Raw genomic sequence first — 25,102 nt, 5'->3', positions numbered from 1 at the left:
CCGGTTAAGTGCGCGGCTCAGCGCCGCGTGGGACGTCGTTTACGCACCGTATTTTTTGGCACCACGGTGGCCGGTATCGCTGCCGGCTCTGGCGTTTCCGGCTGCTCAATCGGGAAGATCGGCAGCGCCGCTAATAGCCGGCTGCCGTAGGATTTGCTCAGCAGACGGCGGTCGTAAATGACGATTTCGCCATAACATTGATGGCTGCGAATCAGGCGTCCGACCTGTTGAATCAGGGTAAAAGAGGCGCTGGGTAAGCTCTGCACCTCAAACGGATAGCGTTTAAGGCTTTTCAGCCACTCGCCTTCGGTCAAAATTACCGGACTGTCTACCGGGGGAAAAGCGATTTTGTGGATATGCACCTGACTCAGCAGATCGCCTTTAAGATCCAGCCCTTCGGCAAACGACTGCAGGCCAATCAGGATGCTGGTTTCCCCTTTGGCGACGCGCTGACGATGCAGATCGACCAGGCGGCTGCGAGGCTGATCGCCCTGAACCAGCATTGAGAGGCGCAGGTCGGGCAGACAGGCGACAAACTGCTGCATCGCCCGGTTGCTGGCAAACAGCACCAGCACGCCTTTGTGCTTTTTCTCCGCCATCTGCTGCCGGAAGAAACCGGCCATCTCCGCGATATGCTCCGCTTCGTGCGTCATCAGCGGCTCATAGCGCATCTGCGGGATCACCAGCTTGCCCTGCTCCACGTGGTTAAACGGGGAGTCCAGCGCCACAAAGCGGTCGCCCGCTTTCTCGCTGAGTCCCGACATCTCCTGCAGGCGGTTGAAACTGTTAAGCGATCGCAGCGTGGCGGAGGTCACGACCACGTGCGGAATTTTACGCCACAGCATCTTCTCCAGCTGGTCGCTGACGCGGATGCCAGCGCAGTGAAACAGCAGGTGCGCCTGACCTTCGCGCAGCTCGCGGGTGATCCACTTCGACACCGGCGCGCCAGAGGCTTTTTCCATCGCCGCCAGCCGCCACAGTTTGCTGACCGATTCAAACCAGCCAAACTGGCGATTGAGCTGCAGCAGATTGCGATGCAGTCGCACCACATCCACCTTGCCGGTCTGCTCGCTCAGCGCATTAATCAAACCTTCACTCAGGCCGCGCAGCGCATCGCTGAGCTTAAAGAGCCGGGCGCAGAGATCCAGCAACTCCTGGGGCAACGCCCCCAGCACAAAGCGGAATTCGCCCGGCTGATTATGCGGTGGCAGCAGCGGATTCAGCGCCTGAGCGGTAATCGTCAGCAGTTCACGCAGCTCATCGCAGTGCGCTTTCAGCCGCTCCGGGTTAGCCAGCGGCGGCGGCGATTTTGGCCGCATCTGCGTCATGATGCTCTCCACCAGCTTGATAAAGAGGTCGAGCTGCAGGCTGCTCCAGCCCGGCGTGATGTCGGCGCTCATCTCCAGCGCATCGCGGGCCACTTCCGGCAAGTGATGCCCTTCATCCAGCACCAGCATCAGGTTTTTTGCCGGTGGAAGCACCGACTCATTCTCCATTGCTGCCATGACCAGCGCATGGTTCGCCACCACTACATCCACCTGCTCGATTTCGCGCCGCGCCACAAAGAACGGGCATTCACGATACCAGCGACAGTGTGCGCCAAGGCAGCTCGCTTTGTCGGTGGAGAGCCGCTGCCACAGGCTGTCGCTGACGTTCTCGTCGCTGTGATCGCGCAGGCCGTCCCACTGATAGCGATCCAGCGATTTCTGCAACCGGCCACACTGAGTCTGCTCCTCTTTAGTGCTGCTGACGGCGTCATCGTCCAGATAAAGCAGCAGATCGCCCTGCTCATCGTCATCGGCCGCCATCGCCGCCAGATTACGCGGACAGACATAGCGCCCGCGACCAAAAGCGGCGGTAAAGGTGAGATCGGGAATGATTTTTTTCAGCAGCGGCAGATCTTTGGTGAAGATTTGATCCTGCAGCGCCACGTTGGCGGTGCTGATCACCAGCCGTTTCTCCTGGGCGCGGCTGGCCGCGATGCCCGGGATCAGATAAGAGAGGGTTTTGCCCACGCCGGTTGGCGCTTCAACCGCCAGATGGCGCGAATCGTCGCCCGCCAGACATTTCGCCACTTCGGCGATCATCTGGCGCTGCGGCGCACGCGGGATGAAGTCAGGCACCTGCTCCTGAAGCGCTTTATACCACTGCGCTATCTGGCTTTTTACTGCGGCTGTCAGGGCCATGATTTGCGTTACCACACCGAAAATATGGCCTGTATTTTTACACAGTATCCTGTTGGCGTCAGCTTTCGCGCCGAATTTTTCGTGCGACGTCGTAAATTTCAGCAGTTGCCCGTTTCAGGGTCGTGCGGGCAGCCCGTCAACCCGGGCCGGGCCGGCACGAAGAAAGGCCAGCCGCATGAGCTAGCGGCTGGCTACGCCAGCACTTTGTACATATAGGTGGTGGCATCCAGCACGCCTGCGGTGGATTCGGCATAAAACGGGATCGACCCCGCCACCTGCCAGCCCAGCGAGCGATAGAGATCGCTGGCGACATCGCCGCTGCGCGTATCCAGCACCAGCAGCGTTTTGCCCTGCGCACGGGCCTGCTGCTCAGCGCGCTGCATCAGCTCACGCGCGATGCCCTGACGGCGCGCCTGCGGATGCACCAGCAGTTTGCTGATCTCCGCCCGGTGGCGGCCATTAGGCATCGCGCTGCCACTGAGAATGACCGTGCCCACGATGCGACCGTGCTGCCGCGCAACGAATAATTCGCTGTCGCCGTCTGCCAGACCGGCGATCCGCTGCTGCCAGAATCGCGTCATCACCTCTTCGTCTGCGGCATCAATGAAGCCGACGCTGGCACCGTCTGCCACACAGGCCTGCAGCACCGCAGTGAGTTCACCCAGTTGCTGTTGCGCTTCGTCGGCGCGAAGTATTGTGTAATCGATCATGGTTTCGCCACCACCAGTAAATAGCGCGCGCCGTCAGTCAGGTGCGCCTCAAAAGCCGATTTCCCGACCAGATGAAAACGTAAGCAGTCACCGGGCTTCAGCGCCCACTGCTGCGCCCCCATCGTGACGGTGAGGCCGCCCTCGCGTAGCCAGATATGCTGCTCCAGACCCTGAATGGGTGGCGCATCGTAATCTATACGTGCACCAGGCCGTAATCTGCCCTCAACGAGTTCGCATCGGAAATGAAGCGCAGGAGGTGAAACATTCCGGCGAATAAATCCGCTGGATTCATCCTGCCACACGGGCTGCTGGTCATCTCTGATCAGTAAATTGGACTCCTCCTCCACTTCACTGAGCAGGCGCGACATCGTTAATCCGTAGGCAACACACAGACGGTTAAGCAGCGCAGCAGTAGGGCTGGTCTCGCTTCGCTCAATGCGCGATAATGACGCACGACTGATGCCCGTTGCGACAGCAAGTTCATCCAGCGACCAGCCGCGTTGCAGGCGTAATTCTGCCAGCCTCACCGCCAGTCGTTGCTCCGTATTCAGCTCTGACATGATGATTTCTCATATTTGGGAATAATTCTCTCACATGAGATATAACGGAGAAACGGCTTATCAGTCAAGTTGTACATCGAGAAATGTATTGTACAACTTAGTCGGCTTCGTTATGGTAATTGCACTCAGACCAATCGAAAGAGGAATTTATGACCTTATACAGTATCGGTGACGTCGCCGAGCGCTGTGGCATAAACCCAGTCACCCTGCGCGCCTGGCAGCGTCGTTATGGCTTACTGAAGCCGCAACGTACCGAAGGCGGACATCGTCAGTTTGACGAAGAAGATGTTCATCGCATCGAAGAGATTATGCGCTGGATTGAAAGCGGCGTGCCGGTCGGTAAAGTTAAGGCACTGCTGGAAGGTGGCGATGTAGATGCCCATGACGGCTGGACCACACTCCAGGATGAGCTGATCAGCGTCCTGCGTCACGTGAGACCCGCTAAACTTCGTAATAAAATTGCCGCGATTGGTCGCGAACATCCGATTGATGCGCTGATCGATCATGTTTTTATGCCGGTGCGCCAGAAGCTGAGTCTGGATCAGAACACCGCCCGCACCATGTGCAGTCTGCTGGATGGTTTGCTGATCGATTATGTCGCGTTCTGCCTGACCGGCAGCCGCAAAAAATCGGGTAAAGATGCGCTGATTATTGGCTGGGGTATCGACGATCGTACCCGAATCTGGCTGGAAGGCTGGCGTCTGTCGCAGCATGGCTGGCGGATTGATGTGCTGGCAGAACCGCTGGATTTACCGCGTCCTGAACTCTTTCCCGGCATGAATATGTTTGTCTTTACCGGTAAAAAACTGACCCGCCGCCAGCAGGAACAGCTGTCACACTGGCAGGAACAGGGCTATGCCGTGCGGTTGCACGATCCCGCCTGATAACAAAAACGCACGCCGGGCACTTTGCCTGCTGCCTTGCGCGCGCTATTATCCCCGCCTCACTGTTAACGAGCTCAGGTTTTACCCATGAACTGTAAAAAAGCTTTCTTCGCCACGCTGTTTTTTATTATGGCGGCAGGCGGCACCGGCGGTCTGATGCTGGTGGGATACTCTCTCATCGTTCACTCACGCTAAGCCAGCGCTGCAGGCGTTCAAACAGGCGATCGCTGACTATCGCCAGCAGCGCCACCAGTAATGCCCCCTGAATGACATAGGCTGTATTAAAGCCGCTTAAGCCGATAATCACCGGCGATCCCAGACTTTTCGCGCCGACCGTCGAGGCGATGGCAGCGGTGCCGATGTTGATGATCACCGAGGTGCGTATCCCGGCGATGATGACCGGCGCAGCCAGCGCCAGCTCAATCTGCCACAGCCGTTGCCAGCTACTCATGCCGACCCCGATGGCGATCTCCCGACTGCTGGCCGGTACGCTATCAATACCCGCCAGCGTCCCCTGTAAAATCGGCAGCAATCCGTAGAGCAGCAGCGCCACGACTGCGGGCCAGGCCCCAAATCCCATCACCGGCACCGCAATCGCCAGCACCGCCACCGGCGGAATCGTCTGCCCTGCCGCCACAATGGTTTCCATGAGCGGCCGGAAGGCCCGCCCCGCCCGCCGTGTCACCAGCACACCACTGCCGATGCCAATCACAATCGCCAGCAGGCTGGCGGTGATCACCAGAAACAGATGCGCCAGCGTCAGCTGCCAGAAGCTCTCCTGCTGATAGAGTGGCCGCGCCAGTTCGGGAAACCAGCGGTGAAACAGCGGCCCGCTGTAAGGCATCAGGGTCAGCAGCGCGCCGTAGAATAGCACCAGCCACAGCAGCGGATCGCTTAGCCTGCGCATGTTAAATCCTCGCGCAGTTGCAGCAGATCGCCAAAGTGGAGCACGCCCAGCGGCCGCTGCTGATCGTCGATGACCGGCAGTTTATCGGTACGCCGGGCGATAAACTGCGACAGGGCATCGCGCAGCGTCAGTGCCGCAGCGATCGGTTCGCCCGGCAGCCACTCGCCGCGCCGCACGGCATTACCGACCTGCTCCAGCGACAACAGCCGTACCCCCATTTCGCTGCGACCAAAGAAGTCGCGCACAAAATCATTTTTCGGCTGGGTCAGCAGCTCGACTGGCCTGCCCTGCTGAACAATCTCGCCGTTATCCATCAGCACAATACGGTCTGCCAGCGTCAGCGCTTCGTCGATGTCGTGCGTCACCAGCACGATGGTGCGGCCCGACAGTTGATGAATGCGCAACATCTCCTGTTGCAGCACCCCGCGCGTCACCGGGTCGAGTGCACCAAACGGCTCATCCATCAGTAACACTTCCGGATCCGCCGCCAGCGCCCGCGCCACGCCGATGCGCTGCTGCTGCCCACCCGAGAGCTGATGCGGATAGCGGTCCAGCAGCTGCGCATCGAGATTCAGCAGCGCCAGCAGCGCCGTGATACGTTCATTGACCTGTGCCCGGGGCCAGCCCAGCAGCACTGGCACCGTGGCGATATTCTTCCGCACCGTCCAGTGCGGAAACAGACCAATCGACTGGATCGCGTAGCCCATGCGCCGCCGCAGCGTGCGGGCATCGAGCTGGCGAATCGACTCTCCGGCAAAGCGGATTTCACCACTGTCAAACTCCACCAGCCGGTTGATCATCTTCAGGGTGGTCGATTTGCCCGAACCGGAGGTGCCAAGCAGCACGCAAAATTCCCCTTTCGCCACCTGTAACGACAGATCTTTCACCGCCGCTTTACCGTTAAACGCGCGGGAAACGCCGTCAAACTCAATCATCTTTTCTCTCCAGCAGTGAGATCAGCAGGCGGAACAGCGCATCGATGACCACCGCCAGCGCAATCACCGGGATCACCCCCAGCAACACCAAATCAAGCGCACTGCTTAGCAGTCCCTGGAAAATAATCGCGCCAAAGCCGCCCGCGCCAATCAGCGCCGCCACCACCGCCATGCCCAGCGTCTGCACCACCACTACCCGCAGGCCCGCCAGCCAGACCGGCAGCGCCAGCGGCACATCCACCGCAATAAACTGCTGCCAGCCACTCATGCCGACGCCACGTGCACTCTCACGCACCTCGTGCGGCACCTGTTGCAGCCCCACCACCACGCTGCGCACCAGCGGCAGCAGGGCGTAAAGCACCAGCGCGATCAGCGCCGGAGCCATCCCAATGCCGCTGATGCCCCAGTCGCCGAGCCACGGAAACTGCTGAGCCAGTCCGGCCAGCGGCGCAATCAGCAGACCAAACAGCGCCACCGAGGGCACAGTCTGAATCACATTCAGCACGCCGAACACACCGCCCTGCCACCCAGGCCGCCGGAACAGCGTGACGCCCAGCGGCAGCGCAATCATCAGCGCAGGCACCACCGTACCCGCCAGCAGGGTGAGATGACGGCTCAGCGCGGCATCAAACACCGCGTGGCGGTTGGCATACTCTTTCAGCAGGGAGAGATCGCTGAGCTGGCCACTGAACAGCAGCAGCAGCGGCAACAGCCAGACCTGCAGATTGAGCAGCAGCTGTGCCAGCCGATGGCGGGTCAGTTGCCGCACCTGATCGGTGATCAGCAGCAGGATCAGCGCGCCGCTGCACCACAATCCGCTGGCAAAGCTGGTGCGCGCCAGACGGCTGCCCTGCTGGCTGAGTAAAGTGGCCTGATGACCGCTGAGCCAGATAATCGCCGCCAGCATCAGTTCTGCCGCCAGCAGCGCCAGCATCAGCGTGATGCGGGTCGGCTGCCGCCACAGCAGCAGCCACAGCGTCAACAGCGGCAGCAGCAACAGCCCGAAGCGGCTAATCTGCCAGCCCATCAGCGGTTCACCCGCCACCAGGCGGTTCGGGGCGAAGTTCAGAAACGGCAATGCCACCAGCGCCAGAGTCAGCAGCGTCAGCAGCAGCAGTGCCACCGGCTGCTCAACCGGACGGCGTATCGCTTCCCGCGATATCTGCATCGGTTACAGCAGCTTTTTCTGCTGCAGCCATTCGGTCGCTACGCTGCTGGCATCCTGACCGTCGACTGCGATTCTGGCGTTGAGCTGTTGCAGCGTCTTCTCGTCAAGTGCGCTGAACACCGGCTTCAGCCACTCTGCAATCTCTGGATAGGCTTTGAGTACCGATTCACGGATCACCGGCGTCGGCGCATAAATCGGCTGAACCCCTTTAGGATCGCTGAGCGTCTGCAGACCTAATGCCGCTACCGGACCGTCGGTGCCGTACGCCATCGCCGCGTTTACGCCGGAAGTCTGCTGTGCCGCTGCGCTGATGGTGACAGCGGTATCGCCGCCAGCCAGCGACAGCAGCTGGTCCTGCTTGAGGTCAAAGCCATAGGCTTTTTCAAAGGCGGGTAAGGCATCGCTGCGTTCAATAAATTCTGCTGAGGCCGCCAGTTTGAAAGTGCCGCCTTTTTTCAGCCAGGCGCTGAGATCGGCCAGCGAGTTGAGCTGGTTCTTCTCCGCCAGGTCTTTACGCACGGCGATAGTCCAGGTGTTGTTGGCCGGAGCCGGTGTCAGCCAGACCAGATGGTTTTTCTCCGCATCCAGCTTCTTCACTTTCTCGTAGCCTTCGGCGGCATTTTTCCAGGCGCTGTCTTTCTCATCATTGAAGAAAAATGCACCGTTGCCGGTATATTCCGGATAGATATCAAGTTCGCCCGCCGTGATGGCACCGCGCACCACCTGCGTGGTGCCGAGCTGAATTTTATTGACGGTTTTTACCCCGTGCTTTTCCAGCACCTGAAGAATCACATTGCCCAGCAGTGAACCTTCGGTATCAATTTTCGAGCCGACCCGCACCGGGTCCGCCGCCTGTGCTATCCCCATGCTGAGCAGCAAAGCGCTGACGCCCATCCAACCCCGAATTCTGACCATGGCTTTTTCCTTATCGCAGTGTGTTGTTTTTACGTTTTGTTCGTGCGTGATGATTAACAAGGCGTTGTGCGCCTGCGCGTTCAGGCTGCCCTCCTGCCACTCTGCGGGAGGCTGGCAAGGCGTACAGCGGAAATTATCTGCCTTAAAAGCGTAGCCTGGCGCAGCGGCGATGTAGCTGACTTTATCGCAAATTGATAACGATTTGAGATTATAAATTCATCTCATATAACCGAAATGAATTTACGTCTGGGCGTCTAAACGGCTATTCTCGGAAATCTGTTTTTATAATAAAAGACGCACAACATCATGTCCGACCTGACCTCTTCCGCCCACGTGGCAACAGCAGGGAGTTCGCCCGGTGGCGAAACACAGTGGATCCGCAGCGCAGCTGACGTCTCCCGATTAGTGAACAGTGGCGACAGCGCCCGTAATAATGCCCGCATTGTGGTGGCGATTGCGCTGGGGGGCGTCTTCCTTGACGCCTACGACCTGGGTGCGCTGGCCTTTGGCATCAAAGACATCACGCGCGAATTTAATCTCACCCCGGCCGGCACCGGCATGGTCGCTTCGGCAATCACCTTCGGGGCCATTATCGGCGCACTGATCGGCGGCTATCTCACGGATAAAATTGGCCGTTATCGGGTGTTTATGGCCGATATGTTCTTTTTCGTAGTGGCGGCTATCGCCTGTGCGTTTGCCCCCAATGAGTATGTGCTGGCCGGCGCGCGTTTTGTGATGGGTCTGGGAGTCGGAATCGATCTGCCGGTGGCGATGGCGTTTCTGGCGGAGTTTTCCAGACTACGTGGCAAGGGAAATAAAGCGGCCAGCGTGGCGATGTGGTGCCCAACCTGGTATGCGGCAATCAGCATCTCTTATCTGCTGGTGCTCTTGCTCTATGCCGTGTTACCCGAAAGCCACACCGACTGGCTCTGGCGTCTAATCCTTGGTTTTGGTGCCGTTCCGGCGATTATCATCATCGCCATCCGTAGCCGTTACATGAGCGAATCCCCGGTTTGGGCGGCGAATCAGGGCGACCTGAAAGGTGCCGCGGCGATTTTACGCAGTGCGTGGAGTATTAATGCCCAGGTGGCACCCGACGCCGCGCTGACGCCTGCCATGCCGGTGCGCAAGGCGAGCTGGCGTAACTATGGTGCGTTGTTACAGGGCGTTTATCGCCGCCGTACATTGCTGGCGACCATCACTTCCATTGCCTCATCTTTTGCTTATAACGCGGTGGCGTTTGGCTTGCCGGTGATCATCTCCAGCTTCTTTGCCCAGTCAATGCTTACCACCATTCTGGTGTCGCTGGCGCTGAATCTGCTGTTCGCCTTTGTCGGCGGGATACTGGCGGTGCGACTGGTGCCGCGCCTCGGGGCGTGGAAGATGTCGGTGGCGGGTTATGCCTGTCAGTGCGTGGCGCTGCTCGGGCTGGCGCTGATTGGTCGTCCGGAAGGCGGTCAGGAAGCCGCGCTGGCGATCGGCATGCTGGCGCTGTTCCTGTTTGGACAGGGATTCGGGCCGGGTTCGCATACCATGACTTTTGCGTCGCTGAGCTATCCGACGTCGCTGCGCGGCGTGGGTGTCGGCTTTAACCAGACGCTGATGCGCGGCAGCTCTACCGTTTCGCTGTTTCTGTTTCCGGTGCTGGTCGCGGCGCTGGGCACCGGCGTGTTCTGGGTGATCTTCCTGGCACCACTGGCGGGCCTGCTGGCGCTGCTGGCGATCCGCTGGGAACCGTCGGGTTATGATGTGGATGCGGAAGATTTCGAGCTGCAGCGATAATCAATGGTAAGGACGTGGATAGCGCACCGGCTCAGGGAGCAAACGGGCTCATAGCCCTGGCGCACTGTTTACCCCGGCCCGACTTCTCCGGCCAGCATTGAAACCGCACCTTAGTGCGGTTTTTTTATGCGGTAACTGCCGGGAAAGGAAACTGCTCCAGATAGTCCGGGATGCGCGGGAAGGTATGCAAAAACCACGGTGTGAACTGCTGTGGCTGCTGCTGCATCTGCTGCTCAATGAGCGCCATCGGGCGATAATCCCAGGCATCCGCTTCCTGCGGATTCAGCTGCGGCAGGCTGTCGCAGACGGCAAAGAAGACGTGACCATACTCATGTTCAGTCAGGCCATTGCTCAGTTTCAGGTTGTAGCTCAGCTCAAACACCGGCGTCAGCGTCACCACCATCCCCATCTCTTCACGCAAGCGGCGCTCGGCGGCGTCGCGGGTTGATTCATGGGGATAAGGATGACCACAGCAGGTATTACTCCACAAGCCACCACAATGATATTTATCGCTGGCACGCCGTTGTAGCAACAGCTCCTGCCGGGAATTGAAGACGTAGACCGTCACCGCGCGGTGCAGTAATCCTTTTTCATGCACTTCCAGCTTTTCCATCTTGCCGGTGGGACGATCGAGGTGGTCAACGAGGATAACTTCAATAGCAGACATGGCGTTTCCTTGAGATTATTCCCAACTATTCTGGCACAGAATTATCGGTTTGGGCGGATCATCGAGGATTTTTTACCCGGGTCAGGCGGAGATAAGCGGATGAAGCAGAGAGAAAATCAGGCCAGCAGGGCTGGCCTGGAGAGGGATTACAGTCGGAAGCTCTGAACCACCCGCTCAAGCTGGGTGCTTTGCGATTCCATCGCCTGCGCGGCAGCAGAAACCTGCTCCACCAGCACGGCGTTCTGCTGTGTGGTGCCATCCAGTTGGGTAATCGCAACGTTAACCTGTTCGATGCCCAGGCTCTGTTCGCGGCTGGCTGACATGATTTCGCTCATCAGCGTTGTCACACTGCTCACGCCCTTCATCAGCTCATCCATGGTCTGACCCGCCTGCTCGACCAGCGCGCTGCCGGTATCGATGTTCGCCACCGACTCTTCGATTAACTTTTTAATCTCACGCGCCGAGTTGGCTGAACGCTGTGCCAGGTTACGCACTTCCGATGCCACCACCGCAAAACCGCGACCCTGTTCACCGGCACGAGCGGCTTCTACTGCGGCGTTCAGCGCCAGGATATTGGTCTGGAATGCGATGCTGTCGATCACGCTGATGATATCGACCACTTTACGGGATGAGTGATGAATCTCGCCCATGGTGGTCACCACCTGACGGACCACTTCGGTGCCACGTGCGGCCACCTGCGAGGCATCACCCGCCAGCTGGTTAGCGTGGGTGGCGTTGTCAGCGTTCTGACGCACGGTGCCGGTCAGCTGCTCCATCGACGCGGCCGTTTCTACAATCGAGCTGGCCTGATCTTCGGTACGGGAAGAGAGATTAGCGTTGCCGCTGGCAATTTCCCGCGACGCGGCAGTGATCGCCAGCGCGCTGTCGCCCACCTGCTGGAGCAGTCCCTGCAGATAGCTGATGAACTGGTTAAAGCTCTGCGCGACGGCGTTGAACTCCGGGCTGTTGCTGGCTGGCAGACGCTGAGTCAGATCCGCACCACCGGTCGACAGCGCTTCAATGTTGCTGTTCAGCACGTTAAGACGTTTCATCATGGCGCGGACAAAGCCCAGCGACACCAGCAGCAGGATTACCGCCAGAGGGATCTGCACCAGACCCAGGCGGGTCAGCATGTTATGCGACTGCGCTTTCAGCAGGCTGGTTGGCAGGCTACTGGCGAGATACCACGGGCTGCCAGGAATGGCCTGCACGAACAGCGTCTGCTCGCCTTCACTGCTGTCATAGGTGGTTTCCAGCGGCTGATTGCCAACACCGTTAAGCAGCGTTTTCAGCGGTGCTGCCATCGGCATCTGCACGTCAGCCAGGTTCTCCAGCTTCGGTGCGGCATTCACCAGTGCGCCATTGCCCACGACTTTACCGTCGGCTTCGACGATCAGGACGTTGCCCTGAATGGTTTCACCCATCTGCTTCGCCAGCTGGTTAAAGAACCCCAGCGTCACGTCGATGGTGGCGACACCCCAGGCCGTGCCGTTTTTGTAGATGGCCATAGCACAGTTGGTACGCGGCTGCGGGCTGGCGGCATCCTGATAGGCTTTTGCCCAGGCACACTGGCCTTTCGGAGCGGCCATGCCATCTTTGTACCAGGGTTGCTCCCAGTATTTGTCAGCCGCGTCGGAGTTCCAGTAGGTGTTCACCTGCAGTTCATTGCTGGCATTACGGGCAAAGAAGCTGCTGTCCTTCTCTTTGGCCGGGTCACGACGATTTGGCAGTGGCCAGATCCCGCCACCAAACACATTGCTGTCCTGATACTGGTTAACCAGCGTCGGTAATAGGGTGTCGATGGTGGCGCTGTCCATGACAGATGCGGCTTCGGTAATGGCGCGCTGCTGGGCCTGAACGCGGTTCATCTGTTCAACGATACCGGAAGCCAGCGAATCCACCTGATAGCGAACCAGACGGCTTTCGCTATCCACCAGTTGTGGCGCGACAAACTGATTAATAACCCAGACTGTAACGAGTAAAAGCGCAACAAAGAACGCGATCATTGTTGCGGTGAAGCGGGATTGTGTTGTTTTAAACATCTTCGTTCCCCTGAACCTGGTGCGGCGCGATTGCCTGATCGGGTTTAACGGCGCGGCAAGCGGGAACTTGAGATGAGCAGGATCACATATTTGAGAAATGTTTGATTTTTGTAAAAATTTAATTTCATATGGAAACTATCACATCCCCGGCGGGCGCCGGGGAATGGGCGAACAGCCGCATTATTGCTGGCCTACTCTTCTGAACTGACGACCTGCTGGCGCGGGCGGAAGATGTGATTATTGCCATCCGCCGTTAACAATTCCCGTAACTTCTGACCGCCATGTTCATCCGCCTGCGCGAACTGCCGTTCCGCTTCAGTAATCGGCGTGGTCCAGAGCAGAGTCGGGCGATCGCCGTCGCGTTTTGGCAGCGAGAACTGCGCCTGATCGGTTGCCAGCTCATTGGCGAGCAGGAAGCTTTCAAAGCCGACGGGTGCCACTTCCGACGCCAGCGTATGGCCCTCGCCCAGCCAGGTCAGCCGCGCCCAAGGCAGATGCACGAACTCCGCCAGCGCGCTGGCCATCTGCACCGCGTTGCCTTCGGTCATGACTTCACCGTCAACCGCCATGCCGAGTTCAATGCGGCGATACTGCGGCGCCAGCTCATCAAACAGATAATCGACCTGCGGCATCGGCCGAATGCTCATGCCGATGGTCAGGAAATACCAGACGCCCTGATGCCAGTGCTGGGAGATTGCCATCGGCGGCCAACTGCCCTGATCGATAGCGTAATACTTCACTGACTCGCCAAAGCGCGCCTGATAGCAGGCCATCAGATCGTTCTGCACCTTATCCCACTCGCTGCCGTCGTGCCATTCGCGCCAGAACTGACGCTGATGCTCCGCACGGGCGTAGTAGTCATTGGTTGATGCCGACCCCAGCGGTGCCGTCAGCCGGTTCTTTTTGATGCAGCCTGCAGAGAAGCTCACCTGCTTCTCCTGATAGAGACTCCAGCCGGGGATCACCGCCAGCAGCTGGCCGTAATACCACAGCGCCGCGCCATCATCGCTCGGCTCCCATAGCACCTGCAGACCGGCTGGATCCAGCGCGGGTTCGGCTTCCAGATTACGGCAATACTCGGCGCTGAGCAGCGGCGCTATGCCCTGCTCCATCGCCTCGCGATCTTCCTGCGCCGGTGCCGGCAGCAGGTTTCGTAGCCAGCAGCCGCGTACCGCATACTGGCTGCGGAACAGGTCGGTTGGCCAGATGTAAAAATAGGCAGTGCGCTCATCCTGTTCGACAATAGCGGTCAGGGTGCGCTGCTGATTGTGGACTTCAGCAATCAGGGATTTGTACGTCATAGTGCCTCGACAAAGCCTGGAGGAATCCATTTTCCCCGAGAATAGAGCAGGATCCTGGCTGCGGCTATCTGAGACAAGGGTAATAGTCTCAAAGTGTGGGGGGGGTGGAGTGCAGTGAAGAGTACAGCAGGCGCAATTGGCGGGAGTAGAGGCCCATCTGGCAGCATAATCATACCATCACGGTCTGATAATGCTCTTACAGTAACGGGTGGATGCAGCGAAGGAGCGCGATGCACTGCCCCATAAAGTCAACCGGATACGGTGTTGATTGTAGCGTTCACTATGGTTAGCAGACTGACTTTTCTAATCAATGGTACTCATATCGTCCTGTTTAATGCTTTTTGAAAAAACCTTTCAGCACCCATAAAAGCGCAACAGACATAATGATAGAAATAAGGATATTGGCTGAGAGTACAAAGTCGATGGTTGCCTCATCGCCATTAATATTGAGAAAACCTGCGATGGCATAAAAGAATGTTACCGGCACTATGACAGCAATAGCTTTTGAAATAGCAATCGCACAAAAAACAAACAGCAAAATAGTAAAAATTAAGCGCATCGTTAGTATACCTTTACCGTTCCATAGGCTTTGAGCTGGCTGCCCGGGATGTTAAGCGTTGGGCCAGATTTAAGGAACATGTCGCGCATGTAATTGAACTGAAGAGGATGCTGAAGTGTGATGCAGCCTTCACTCAGCCCTAATGGCCCAATAGGGTGCAGACGGAAATCACCCCGCCTGATGCCTTGTACAAACGTGTAGTCATCAATTTTTCCATCGTCACGAAATAGTCCAAACCATGTTGAGCGATCCGTACCGTATATGTCTTTCAACAAGCGTTCTCTAAACGGTCCCAATCTTCCGCCTGAAGGTCGTTCTACAATAAAGTAACGGCCACGAACTATTGGGCCTATATCGGGTACGTTTGTTTTTTCTGGATTATTGCGGCCTTCTTTTTGACCAGAAAAAGCAGGAAATGTAACAATACCAGGGCAGCTCAGGCTGGTCATTTCACGCCGATTGAGAAGTAAATAGCAGCTATATGACATGAGAATTCCATTCCTTATGTGCGAATATAGTAGATCCACTTGATTCTAAAAATTAACTATTGCTTTTTGGGAGAACAATGTCAATTGTGCCCGGCGTCTGCCTTTGAGTGGCTGACTGAAGGGACGTTACCTGTGCCCGCAGAAGGGCATAAAAACCGCCAGGCGGCGGCTCGTCTGAATTTACCAACTTTTATTGGGACTCTTTGTAAAAGAGCCGCCGTGGACAGTGGCATCAATGGCATTACGGCAGTCTTCGGTACCGCGTTGATCAGAGGCTTTCGTGCATTCCTTATATTTAGCTTTGCGCTCCGCGTCATGCGCTTTATACCAATCAATACTCTTCTCGCCAGCATCGCAACCGGTAAGCAGCGTGGTGGCCAGCAAAACCAGTGAAAGCAGTCCTGCTTTCATCAGATTTCCCTTTAAAGAATTAATTGCGACCGCAGTTATAGAGCAGTAGTGCGCCCGAACGAATGAAGCAGGGACTGTCAAAAACAATGTCCGCTATGAGCGAGAAGCAGACTTAGCGGTTGTTCTCAGTACCATGAAGAGCTAGTTAAACCTTGGTGTATTAATCAAATGGGAGCAGGTCAACCTGACTTGTCCCCATAAATTATGATATTGCGATGCTAGCAAAATCCGCTTTTAGCAATTACTGTGAGGGTAACTCCTTTTTCAAATCAGGATACCCGTTTTAAGATCGAGCTTAAAAGATTCCCAGCCTCCTGGCGGGTCCCACTCTCCTTGGCCAAGCACGGTATCATTCTCTATTGATGTTTTGATTACACCATCAATGGCGCACTGCCTGGATTTCCAGAGAATGCCTGCAGCAATATCCATCAGAAAAACGTGGCAGTAAGTTGCAACCAAAACCCGATCATGTAGCTTGTCAGTATGGATGTCAGGCACTGAATAAATATGGCCGACGTAATCACCTAGTGGATGGCTTCTGAACGCGTGTGTGGCTATGTCAAAAACATGAAAATAGTCCCCACAAATGATAGCCACGTGGGATTCATTGAGGAGAAAATCAGAAAAGGCGCTGGAAATAAGCCAGCCATCCTCATCTGCACGTATATATAACTGTAAAATCAGAAGGGGCTCACCGTCGTTTCTGATTAGCAGTCGCCGATCCTTTTCCCCCTTAGAGCCAAAAGGATTGACGTCGATGATCGAAACACCTTCCGTTTCAGCGCCGGGCGTAAGCTGTTCAATATAGGTCGCTTGTAATGTCACTGACTATCCCAAGTGTGAAATGCAGAACAACTCATACAACTTTACAAGCTGAGGTCACGACAGCGTCATACGTTGTCATATGTGCTGACCAGCCCCGCAGATTAGTCATTCCGATGTTAGCCACGTCCGCTCCTGGCACACAGCGGACTTACTGCAGGCTTAGGTCCGTTATGAGCGAACTGCGGACGTTCAACTGACAACGAGACCTATTGATATTAATTTTGTTATGTTGTGACGAAAAAATGTGCGATTTTAGGTTCTATTTTCAATATAGATGCTATAATTTGACTTTAAAAACAATGTAAACAACTGATATTAATGAGATATTATATCGATTAAGGTTTTCATCTCGATATTTAGATTGGGGGATAGGTCAGGGCTTTACAGCTTTTTTTCTTTTATTTTTGTAAGGGCAGGTGTTATATCTGTTAAAGGATTAGGATATAATCATCGCATTGATTACATAAAGCTTTGACTTTGAGATGAATTGATTGTTCTCATTGACATAACCCTAGTTTTTTATTTTTTACCCAACAACCTATCCCAGATGGTGTTTCGTGAATACAACACATAGCCTAAAGAGTTTGACCGAACTGGAGTCTCAGATTGCCAGGCGTATTTCAGAATTCGAAGAAAAGCGGAGAAGTAATCAGAAGAATAATAAGTTTTTCTCTGTATCTCAAATTGTGTTAACCGCTATTACGACTCTTCTTATAGCTGTTAATGCGGAAATCCATGTGTTATCTCTGACCATATTAACTCTTCTTGCAAGTATGTGTGCGGGTATTGCAGGGCAGTTGCTGAATAAATTCATGTATCAAGAAAGAATGGCTATGAACATCGCTACAATATGCTCCCTTTATGAGTTACAGCATGTCATTACTATGGCAAAAAATATGGAAGAAGATGATGCTGCCAGTAAAATAACACTCAATGATGTGATGAAATATCAGGAGCAATATCAAAACATTCTGAATACGGCTAATGGTCAGTGGCAAAATCATATTCAAAATTGTAAAAGCGCTGAGAAATGATATTTTTTTCAAAGGTGCTCACTCTTAACAAAATTCACATTATTGAAAATATAATTGGCAATCAAGATAATGGGAGTTCTAAATCTGATTATTATAATATTGGCTATCCGGTGGGCAACCCTCCTCTTCTACGCGGTTCAATAGTGATAGAGTTAAACGTAGACTTTCTCACTGATAATATTGTTTTCTTTAATATGGGAAGTCCAATAGATACTGGTAGTATTAAATTTGGCTTTCTTAAGCCTGACTATGATAGTGAGCTTTTTCTTAAAATGGCGTCCTGCGATTATGACAGATTCTATTCTCTAACATCAGACTTGTTAAATCTCCCTGAAGGATCTTTAAATAGTATTAATGACCATGTTGCGTGCCCGACTTTAAAGCCAGTTCTAACTAAATATTTTCCAAAAGCAGTAATAGATTTTATGTATGAATCAGATAACCCTCATGCTTGGCTTTTCGAATTTTGTTTAGATTCAGGATATGTCATTCAAGAAAAACATATCAAGAGGCTATTTATTCCCAACACTTATCAATCCAACCCTAAGATAAGAAACTTGAGTAAATTACTCAGAGGTAAACTGGTGAAATACAATCCTAAATATGGAATTGAAGGAAGGGCGTATTAATGGCATTATTTTACGTTGTTGGAGCGTACGAAGATTACAAACTGGATGTTTTTCCTTCTCATGTTTCTCCTATCATTGCAGAATTTCATATGGGAATGTACCGACGGTGGGCTTATCGGATTGAGAATCCATATAAAATAGTGCCTACCCATGCCGTAGGTGTTTTTCATGAATCCATTTATAAGATGTTCCCACTCTTAACTTATAGCCTGGTAACACCTGTGATATTAAGGCCAGATTCGCAAGTCATCGCAGTATCGAAAAATAAATTAATGGTTGAGCATAATAGTTATGTATTATGTTGTAGGGTTTTAATTGAGGCTATTAAAAGAATTAAAAATCCAAGGTTTACATATCGTTCATTACTATCCATAAAAAACAGTTTAACTTGATTTTATATCACCATCCTCACATTAAGTTAAAGGTAATTGCTATTGCGATCTACTATTCATCTCAGTTAAAGAGTATGACGTTAATTATAGAAATCAATAATTCATTACCAATCTTGGGTTATTCAATAATGCGCATGTATAAAAAGTAAACGCTACGGGGTATGTAACATGATTCAAAGCTAAGTGTCCAGGTTGATGTGTTTTTTAAGAAGTTGTTCTCCAGACAGAAAATTAATATTTTATTAACGTCCGCTCCTGGCACAAAGCGGACGTGCTGGCTGAATTGGATGCCCGCTTTGAGCGAGAATCAGACGTTACTAAGACATTACGTACACCACGATGCCTAAGTCGACTGGAAATAGGTATTCCTACCATAAGGTTCATTCTTCCTCATGATAATCGCTCTTGCTCCATAGTGGCTTGATAGCGTGATAGGCGCCACTGAATGGACATTTAGAATTTTTGTTCCGCTGGATTCGGAGCAAATCATCAATATCCTTTACAATGATTTTTTTTACCTGTGAATGGTATCGCTGAAGTGAGACATCACTAATGGACTTTTCAAAGCGGAGGCTGGTGTCTTGATTCACAAGATCGTAAACACCGTCTTTTATTTTCATTCTGTTGCCTTCAGGAATGCCCATTTTCAGGTCATAGCATTTCAACCCGGCCAGACGGACTTCGACACCGACGCGCTCAGTACGTGTTTTCTTGTGGCTAATCAGAAGCACTTTATTGTTTTCGTACCATTTTTCAAAGGATTGCACTATATCTCTGTTCTTTTGATGGTTACCTTGAGAAGCGCTGTGAAAATGATAACTGTTCGAACTATAGACGTGACGTTCCCGGTCAGAGATTTGCGGAATGGTACCTTTCTGCCTGCGCATCTGGTCGGCAGGCTGATCATAAATACGTAGTAAGCAGTCTGCGAGAGAATCTGAAGCATCATGCAACGTGTTGGTCTGGATGAGTTTTAGAAGGGTATCTCGCTTGATTGAAATCTGGCAATAATCGCTCTCCCACGCGACTGTCGGTTGTTGTTCTTTCCCTTGTGAAGAGGTGTTGATATCAGGCGTAACAGTGGTGAATTTCCAGACAAATGGAGTTGATTGCGAATATTTGAAATACCTCTGAAGCTCAGTCAGCCACTGTATAATCTCCGAAGCATAAATGCCCACATACTGGTCGAACAGATATTCGGCGTACTGAGGTGCGCACTGTTCAACAATCCTTTCAATGAACTTAACACGCCCTTCATCGTTAATTAACTTTATTATTTTATGGAATACGCCGTTCTCCCGCCTTTCTCCTATCAGAAAATTTGTGTGAACTTTTTCAAATTCGGACAGACAGTCGGGAATAACAATGCCGGCATCATGCAAATCGTTAATTAAGTTGTAAATTGAATCAGCGAGTATGGGAAATGAATCTATTTTGTGGAAATCGTTCAATCGGGAAAGCAGCTCCCGGCTGCATGAGTGCGCAATGGAAAGGTCCTGATGGCAGTAGCCTTTTCGTGCCTGAGGCGGGATTGGCGAACAATGTGTCGGGCCCTCGGCCAGGATGGCAAACAAATCGTCGTGAATAAACTGCTCCAGAAGTTTGCTTTGTTTCGCAAAGCGGAACCCCTGTTCTGTTGTCTGCCGGTTCATCTCTCTCCAGGTCTTCAGACTGACCTTGCCATCATCAAAACCGGCATAGATTTGATGCATGAAAATAAGTGCATCCATGAGGCTGTCCTGCTTTTGTTGCATAAAACCAGTCTCATATGTGTTCTGAGGGTAGATTTTGTTGATTTTATTGCTCTGGGCTCGCAGCTTTGTCAGTACCTTGTGCTGCTCATTAAACCACTTGCTGAATTCAGCATTTTCATTCAGTTGCCGGGCCTTAAGGATGAGGAGAAGTATCTGTTCGCTGATTGCATCATAAATGTTCGGGAAAGGGTTGGCGGCACCAGAAAGAAACGTGCAGAACAGAGACTTATTATGTTCAGAAAGGTGCATCTGGACCTCTTTTTTTGTGATATCCATCACAATTTATGATTATGTTTATGCCGTTCAGCTTAAGAGGAAAATGATAAAGCTGGCGAATTGAACACCGCCGCCTATATTTCCATCTGAAAAATCATAGCAGAACGATCATAAAGATCACGAAGATTATCTATTTGATTTTAAATTTTATTTTTCAATTTATAATAAACCACCAATAAATTAAATTGATAAAAAATAGATATAAAATTAAAAAATACATCAACTTAATAATAAAATCAAATAAATTGATTTTTTTAATGCCATATACCATTGTGACTTCACCGAGGTGTGTTGCCTCGCATTTCATGAGGGTGGTAGATATGAGTGAAGTAACGACGCAGGACATTGATGATGCATTGGAGCGAGCCCAGACGTTGAAAGATATAGCTGAGGAGTTCGTCGATATTGCCGATGGCATCAATAATGCTGAGCGTATCAAATTGGAGGAAGAGCGCGGTATCGACATTGATAGCTCACGCTGGGTTCCTCTGGATGACATCCCACTGGGTGAAGAAGTGCTTCGCGTAAAGGATGATACGCCAGGCCTGGAAAGCGCAATCCAGACGCTGGAAAACCTGGCTGAAGGTAAAATTCCTGCTGCTGATATTATCGAAAAATTCCAAGAGGCGATGGAAAACCTGGAAACTGTCGAAGGTACGCTTCAGGATGTAGGCGCAGAAGAAGTCATCAAAGTTTCTCATGCACCTTACGAAAATGACTTCGACGATGAGCAGGACAATTAAAGGGTATGGCTACCCGTTCAACTTGAACCGCTCCATGTAATTTGAATTCACGGGCCTACTATTAAAGTCAGGCCCTAGATTTTTAAAAAAATACATGATAATCCTACGTATTAAGGAACGTCCGCTTCTGGCACGGAGCGGACGTGCTAACTGAACTGAAGGTCCGCTTTGAGCGAAGACCGGACGTTCCTGCACTAAAGTGAAAGTGGATGTCTGCGCTTCCACTCATCAACCACATCACCCAGATTTTTTTGTACGTCATTTCGTATCCAGGCCATAAACTCGCGATCAAACCGGAAATCTGGACCACACTCATTGACCATAAAACGGCGAACGTTTTGTGTGTTTTTTGTAGTCTTTATCTACGATTGTAAAGCGTGTTAATGAAGAACTATGCCAGTCAATGTTCATTTGTTGGCTCCTGTTTTAAACAAACGATAGCTGCGTTCAAATTTAACACGTGACCTTGAAATGCCCGTTTTTAGCACGAAGTGGAACTACTGAAGAGTCAAGAAGTCAGCCAGGGCGAAATCACTTAATACCGGAATCTCGGTGACCTGACTGACAGATATTCATCACGTTATCTTTTCAATAGCAACACTACTTTGAAGCCCTGGCACCGCTCATTCCCGGCAAGCCGTCGTGATCTCCATTGCTGCCTGCCTGTCCACCCTGACCACCTAATCCGCCGGGTCCCGCGTTGCCGCCGTTTCCACCGTTGCCTGAACCGTCACCGTTGCCGCCGTTTCCTCCATTACCTCCTTCTTCGCCGCCGCTTCCCCCATCTCCTCCATCTCCATTAGAACCGGCTCCGGCATTCCCGCCATCACCACCGTTCCCATTGCCAGACCCGTCACCGCCATTCCCGCCATCTCCATCGTCTGCGATGGCACTAAAGCTGGCGGTGAAAGTCAAAGCCGGCAGCAGAAAAGAAGGCGTACAGAAGATTGCTATTCGAAGTGTTATGACAGCTATAACCAATAATGATCTTAAAAACGTGCGTAAAGGAAAAATTCGCATTTAAAATCTCCTTCATTCAATTCATCACTTTATTTAATCAGGTGTTTCCCCCATCCCCGCCATCACCACCATCACCACCGTTCCCTCCTGGTGAATTATTGCTGCCGCCATCACCTCCATTTCCACCATCAGCTCCATTCGCTCCTGCAGCTCCTTCTCCTCCTTGCCCATTGTTACCGCTATTGCCCCCATCCCCTCCATCACCGCCATTCCCCCCAGGCGAATCAGCACTATTGCCATTGCCACCGTTGCCACCGTTGCCGCCATTACCACCCTCAGGCCCGCTTCCTCCGTTTCCTCCATTCCCGCCATTTCCCCCTGCAGAGCCACTGCCACCGTCACCACCATTCCCGCCATCAGCTATTTGATGAACCAGATGGGAAACAGACACTACATTAGTATCTTCCTTATTTGCCCACGCATTTGCCATTGAGTTGAGAGACACAACGGTAAAAATGCTCAACGTGAAAACCTTATTTATTCTGCTATTCATCCGTTAGCTCCATTAGCTCCGGGCGCGCCGCTTCCGCCATTTGCGTTTCCGTTACTTGTGTTGCCGCCATTACCGCCGTTGCCACCGTCGATGCATGACGTCCCCGATACCCCTTTCTTACCGTTTTCTCCATTAGCGTCACCATTTTCAGTCGTACCGCCATTTTTCCCATTCAGATATGAGCAGTCGTTATGTTTATGATGATGCTTGTTCGAGGCGTGGGCGCTCAAGGCACTGATTGTCAGAACTGAGAAAATAAGAGAGTTGATGACTATATGATTGGATTTCATATTTATATCTCCATAATGAAAACGCGATGAAATAATCCACCGCGTATTAAAATTAAGCATGCCTTTTATTATGCACCGCCATCTCCACCGCCATCTCCGCCGCCATTATCGCTGCCGTCACCATTACCGGTTCCGTTATTGTCCCCGCTGTCATTCCCATTGCTACTGCCATTTCCACTGTCGGCATTACCGCCATTACCACCATTACCGCCATCCCCACCAGGAGCTCCTGGTGAGTTGTCATTACCACCATTACCCCCGTTGCCACCGGCAGAACCAGGGGCACCATTGGCATCGCCGATTAAGACAAAGGGATGCACAGAGTCTGATGTGACAGGCACACTGTGCAATGGAGTTGCGGCAGACAGACGAGCTGCAGTGATCAGTAACAACCCTAAAGCAAAAGTGATTTTGTTCGGTCTCATAATCTATCCTTAAAGTAAGAAACACATGAGAAAAAATACATTACGGATAACCCCGCTGTAGGGGTACCTCAAGTAAATTAAAAAAAACAGGAAAATAGAAGAAGTTCAGGTGTAATCAGAAGTGTCTCGGGATTAGCTGATGTGTATAAAGCAGCAAAAGTATTTGCATGATTTCGAATGCATGTTTCTGTGCGGCGCTAATTTATTAGGCATAATCACAAAGTGAGATGCACGTCACGGTCACATATTTTACAAGCTGAAGCACATTACATTTTTATTAATTATAAAATTTCATTCTTAAAATAGTAAAGGCTGTATAGATTATTTAAAAAAGCATTTATGAAAAATTAAAAACCGCCTATTCTTCAGATATTCAAGCCTACTAAAAGGTTAGCCTCGCATTTAGACAGTATCTCCGGCGCACTCCGGGTTCGCAAAAATAATGTCCATCACTTTTATTGGACATTGTCGCGTAAAACACCGTACATGGCTCCCTTCCTGCAGGCTGGTCTGTCAAAGATAGTTATATTCGTGCAGGCCTACGAGACGACAGAAATGATATGAATAAAGGAGGGCGGCTGCGCCCTGCAGGACGCAGCCAGACATCAGAAGGTGGTCCAGTTTCCGTCTGTATCAGCAGGCGCTTCCTTCTTAACTGCGGTTGGTGAAGATACAATTGCATGCCGGGTGGCTGTGGGATGTGAGACTTTAGCAAGCGTGAACACTGACACTGACACTGACTGCAGCTGCGGGGAGACGTGTTCCCGCAGGCTCTGCGAGGCCGACGCAGATTCCTCGACCAGCGACGCATTCTGCTGCTTCACACCAACCATCTCCGTTATGGTCGCCCGGAAATAGTGAAGCAGGACTGGGGAGATATTCTGGAAGTCTTCAACCCATTTGGAAACCGGCTCCGATTCTGTCAAAGCTGATTTATTCTTCTCAATACAAAGGGGATTGCCATAGGCATTACCCCTTTTTTCATAAGCACGAAATGTCCGCTCCTGGCACAAAGCGGACGTTCAGCAGGCTAAAGTCCGCTATGAGCGGGAAGCAGATATCGACAGAACCTTTCCTATGCTGGCGTTTTATGTTTTCCTTCGCTTAGCCATCTGAACTAGGACTTCGCCATGAAAATCTACTGGACCCACAAAAGTATCCCCGAACTGAAAGACTTATCTATGAGGGAGCGTGGAAGGCGTTGGCGGAGCGCGTATAAATCGGCTTTCCGGCACTGGCAGATCTGAGGTGGTCTCGTTCTCTGCGGAGTCCTTGCTGGCGCGGGAGCGTACTTTGGCGGCATAGTCGGCACCGTAATATTAGCTGGGCTTGGCGGATTTATTTACAGTCAGATCGTGACACTCGTTGTCCTGAAAAATTATCGTCACCGGCTGAAGGACGAAGCAAACTAATCTTTCAAGACTTTAAGGCTGCAAGACTAAGCAAGTTACACATAACGGTTCTTCGTTCATACGTCTTAATGTATGCCTCGTGGTAGCAAATCATAGTCAGCCAGCTGAACCGCACTGGTCCCCCCACAGCTATGTGGGCAAAAGGTCTGCGGCACGCCAATAACGCTGGCGTTGCTCGGTCGCAGTGATTTTTTCGGTTGCTGAAGCGCGCAGTTATGTTGAAACGCGCATACCCCCCCTCTTTCAGCTGACCGTAAGAAATCCTGGTTGTCAGAGGCAGGTGCCTTATTGCGC

26 protein-coding genes and 1 pseudogene are annotated in these 25,102 nt (G+C 52.3%); 7 read left to right on the top strand and 20 right to left on the bottom strand.

The features are described from left to right. Positions 1–17: 17 nt before the first annotated feature. From dinG to LC417_RS07210, 3 genes are all read right to left on the bottom strand, one after another. Positions 18–2,186, bottom strand: a complete 2,169-nt coding sequence (dinG, locus tag LC417_RS07220) for an ATP-dependent DNA helicase DinG (protein ID WP_033767358.1) — start codon at positions 2,184–2,186, stop codon at positions 18–20. 191 nt (positions 2,187–2,377) lie between these two features. Next, positions 2,378–2,896 carry a GNAT family N-acetyltransferase gene (locus LC417_RS07215; protein ID WP_061901634.1) on the bottom strand — a complete coding sequence of 173 codons (519 nt, stop codon included), beginning with the start codon at positions 2,894–2,896 and terminating at the stop codon, positions 2,378–2,380. Beyond that, positions 2,893–3,456 carry an XRE family transcriptional regulator gene (locus tag LC417_RS07210; RefSeq protein WP_223565660.1) on the bottom strand — a complete coding sequence of 188 codons (564 nt, stop codon included), beginning with the start codon at positions 3,454–3,456 and terminating at the stop codon, positions 2,893–2,895. Before LC417_RS07210 ends, LC417_RS07215 begins: the two co-directional genes overlap by 4 nt. A 149-nt stretch (positions 3,457–3,605) precedes the next feature. Between LC417_RS07210 and LC417_RS07205 the strand changes: the two genes are divergently transcribed. Then, a complete protein-coding gene (locus LC417_RS07205) occupies positions 3,606–4,340 on the top strand; it encodes a MerR family transcriptional regulator (RefSeq protein ID WP_010254274.1) in 735 nt (244 codons plus the stop codon). A gap of 175 nt (positions 4,341–4,515) precedes the next feature. On the opposite strand, the gene LC417_RS07200 is transcribed toward LC417_RS07205, so the two are convergent. From LC417_RS07200 to LC417_RS07185, 4 genes are read right to left on the bottom strand one after another with little or no spacing between them, the layout of a single operon-like run. Then, positions 4,516–5,247, bottom strand: a complete 732-nt coding sequence (locus LC417_RS07200) for an ABC transporter permease (RefSeq protein WP_223565659.1) — start codon at positions 5,245–5,247, stop codon at positions 4,516–4,518. Beyond that, a complete protein-coding gene (locus LC417_RS07195; RefSeq protein ID WP_010254263.1) occupies positions 5,235–6,182 on the bottom strand; it encodes an ABC transporter ATP-binding protein in 948 nt (315 codons plus the stop codon). Before LC417_RS07195 ends, LC417_RS07200 begins: the two co-directional genes overlap by 13 nt. Next, the gene (locus LC417_RS07190; RefSeq protein ID WP_223565658.1) at positions 6,175–7,350 is read right to left on the bottom strand and encodes an ABC transporter permease; all 1,176 of its coding nucleotides are present in this window, start codon (positions 7,348–7,350) and stop codon (positions 6,175–6,177) included. The genes LC417_RS07195 and LC417_RS07190 overlap by 8 nt, the downstream gene beginning before the upstream one ends. Positions 7,351–7,353: 3 nt before the next feature. Further along, positions 7,354–8,265, bottom strand: coding sequence for an ABC transporter substrate-binding protein (locus LC417_RS07185; RefSeq protein WP_050679471.1), 912 nt, complete (start codon positions 8,263–8,265; stop codon positions 7,354–7,356). A gap of 306 nt (positions 8,266–8,571) precedes the next feature. Here LC417_RS07185 and LC417_RS07180 point away from each other — a divergent pair, with 306 nt between their 5' ends. Then, positions 8,572–10,047, top strand: a complete 1,476-nt coding sequence (locus LC417_RS07180) for an MFS transporter (protein WP_223565657.1) — start codon at positions 8,572–8,574, stop codon at positions 10,045–10,047. A 124-nt stretch (positions 10,048–10,171) separates the two neighbouring features. Here the strand turns inward: LC417_RS07180 and idi are convergent, their stop codons facing one another. From idi to LC417_RS07145, 7 genes are all read right to left on the bottom strand, one after another. Next, entirely contained in the window at positions 10,172–10,714 is a 543-nt protein-coding gene (gene idi / locus LC417_RS07175; RefSeq protein ID WP_010669710.1) for an isopentenyl-diphosphate Delta-isomerase, read from the bottom strand. Positions 10,715–10,860: 146 nt separating this feature from the next. Further along, positions 10,861–12,756, bottom strand: a complete 1,896-nt coding sequence (locus tag LC417_RS07170) for a methyl-accepting chemotaxis protein (protein WP_022625996.1) — start codon at positions 12,754–12,756, stop codon at positions 10,861–10,863. 191 nt (positions 12,757–12,947) lie between these two features. Continuing rightward, positions 12,948–14,057, bottom strand: a complete 1,110-nt coding sequence (locus tag LC417_RS07165) for a suppressor of fused domain protein (RefSeq protein WP_033779531.1) — start codon at positions 14,055–14,057, stop codon at positions 12,948–12,950. A gap of 331 nt (positions 14,058–14,388) precedes the next feature. Further along, positions 14,389–14,616, bottom strand: coding sequence for a hypothetical protein (locus tag LC417_RS07160; RefSeq protein WP_223565656.1), 228 nt, complete (start codon positions 14,614–14,616; stop codon positions 14,389–14,391). A 2-nt stretch (positions 14,617–14,618) separates the two neighbouring features. Then, positions 14,619–15,104: a DUF2778 domain-containing protein gene (locus LC417_RS07155; protein ID WP_223565655.1), complete on the bottom strand. Its 486-nt coding sequence runs from the start codon at positions 15,102–15,104 to the stop codon at positions 14,619–14,621. 180 nt (positions 15,105–15,284) lie between these two features. After that, on the bottom strand, positions 15,285–15,515 hold the full coding sequence (locus LC417_RS07150) for an EexN family lipoprotein (RefSeq protein WP_223565654.1): 231 nt from the start codon (positions 15,513–15,515) through the stop codon (positions 15,285–15,287). Positions 15,516–15,779: 264 nt separating this feature from the next. Further along, a complete protein-coding gene (locus LC417_RS07145) occupies positions 15,780–16,340 on the bottom strand; it encodes a hypothetical protein (protein WP_223565653.1) in 561 nt (186 codons plus the stop codon). Between the two features lie 557 nt (positions 16,341–16,897). Here LC417_RS07145 and LC417_RS07140 point away from each other — a divergent pair. Genes LC417_RS07140 through LC417_RS07130 form a run of 3 tightly spaced genes read left to right on the top strand, consistent with a single transcriptional unit; the run spans position 16,898 to position 18,395 of the window. Beyond that, on the top strand, positions 16,898–17,374 hold the full coding sequence (locus LC417_RS07140; protein ID WP_223565652.1) for an SLATT domain-containing protein: 477 nt from the start codon (positions 16,898–16,900) through the stop codon (positions 17,372–17,374). After that, a complete protein-coding gene (locus LC417_RS07135) occupies positions 17,371–18,003 on the top strand; it encodes a hypothetical protein (RefSeq protein WP_223565651.1) in 633 nt (210 codons plus the stop codon). The genes LC417_RS07140 and LC417_RS07135 overlap by 4 nt, the downstream gene beginning before the upstream one ends. After that, complete coding sequence (locus LC417_RS07130) at positions 18,003–18,395, top strand: hypothetical protein (RefSeq protein ID WP_223565650.1); 393 nt, start codon at positions 18,003–18,005, stop codon at positions 18,393–18,395. Before LC417_RS07135 ends, LC417_RS07130 begins: the two co-directional genes overlap by 1 nt. A gap of 380 nt (positions 18,396–18,775) precedes the next feature. Here the strand turns inward: LC417_RS07130 and LC417_RS07125 are convergent, their stop codons facing one another. Beyond that, positions 18,776–20,425, bottom strand: a complete 1,650-nt coding sequence (locus LC417_RS07125; protein ID WP_223565649.1) for a hypothetical protein — start codon at positions 20,423–20,425, stop codon at positions 18,776–18,778. A 320-nt stretch (positions 20,426–20,745) separates the two neighbouring features. Here LC417_RS07125 and LC417_RS07120 point away from each other — a divergent pair, with 320 nt between their 5' ends. Beyond that, positions 20,746–21,168, top strand: a complete 423-nt coding sequence (locus LC417_RS07120; protein ID WP_223565648.1) for a hypothetical protein — start codon at positions 20,746–20,748, stop codon at positions 21,166–21,168. 194 nt (positions 21,169–21,362) lie between these two features. On the opposite strand, the pseudogene LC417_RS22530 reads toward LC417_RS07120, so the two are convergent. The 5 genes and pseudogenes from LC417_RS22530 to LC417_RS07095 form a co-directional block, all read right to left on the bottom strand. Next, positions 21,363–21,579 (bottom strand): annotated as a pseudogene (locus LC417_RS22530) (DUF6434 domain-containing protein). A gap of 269 nt (positions 21,580–21,848) precedes the next feature. Beyond that, positions 21,849–22,061, bottom strand: coding sequence for a hypothetical protein (locus tag LC417_RS07110; protein WP_156311575.1), 213 nt, complete (start codon positions 22,059–22,061; stop codon positions 21,849–21,851). A gap of 160 nt (positions 22,062–22,221) precedes the next feature. Beyond that, positions 22,222–22,545 (bottom strand): hypothetical protein, encoded by a 324-nt coding sequence (locus tag LC417_RS07105; protein ID WP_010670456.1) that lies wholly within the window; start codon positions 22,543–22,545, stop codon positions 22,222–22,224. A gap of 132 nt (positions 22,546–22,677) precedes the next feature. Then, positions 22,678–22,971: a hypothetical protein gene (locus LC417_RS07100; protein ID WP_181955252.1), complete on the bottom strand. Its 294-nt coding sequence runs from the start codon at positions 22,969–22,971 to the stop codon at positions 22,678–22,680. A 52-nt stretch (positions 22,972–23,023) separates the two neighbouring features. Continuing rightward, complete coding sequence (locus LC417_RS07095; RefSeq protein WP_223565647.1) at positions 23,024–23,260, bottom strand: hypothetical protein; 237 nt, start codon at positions 23,258–23,260, stop codon at positions 23,024–23,026. An 894-nt stretch (positions 23,261–24,154) separates the two neighbouring features. Between LC417_RS07095 and LC417_RS07090 the strand changes: the two genes are divergently transcribed. Beyond that, a complete protein-coding gene (locus tag LC417_RS07090) occupies positions 24,155–24,328 on the top strand; it encodes a glyoxalase superfamily protein (protein WP_223565646.1) in 174 nt (57 codons plus the stop codon). Positions 24,329–25,102: the final 774 nt, after the last annotated feature.

It is taken from the genome of Pantoea sp. OVA07A, from assembly GCF_019969975.1.
Lineage (GTDB): Bacteria > Pseudomonadota > Gammaproteobacteria > Enterobacterales > Enterobacteriaceae > Pantoea > Pantoea agglomerans.
Note: the sequence above shows the minus strand (reverse complement) of the source record. Positions and strands in the feature narration are given on the sequence as shown.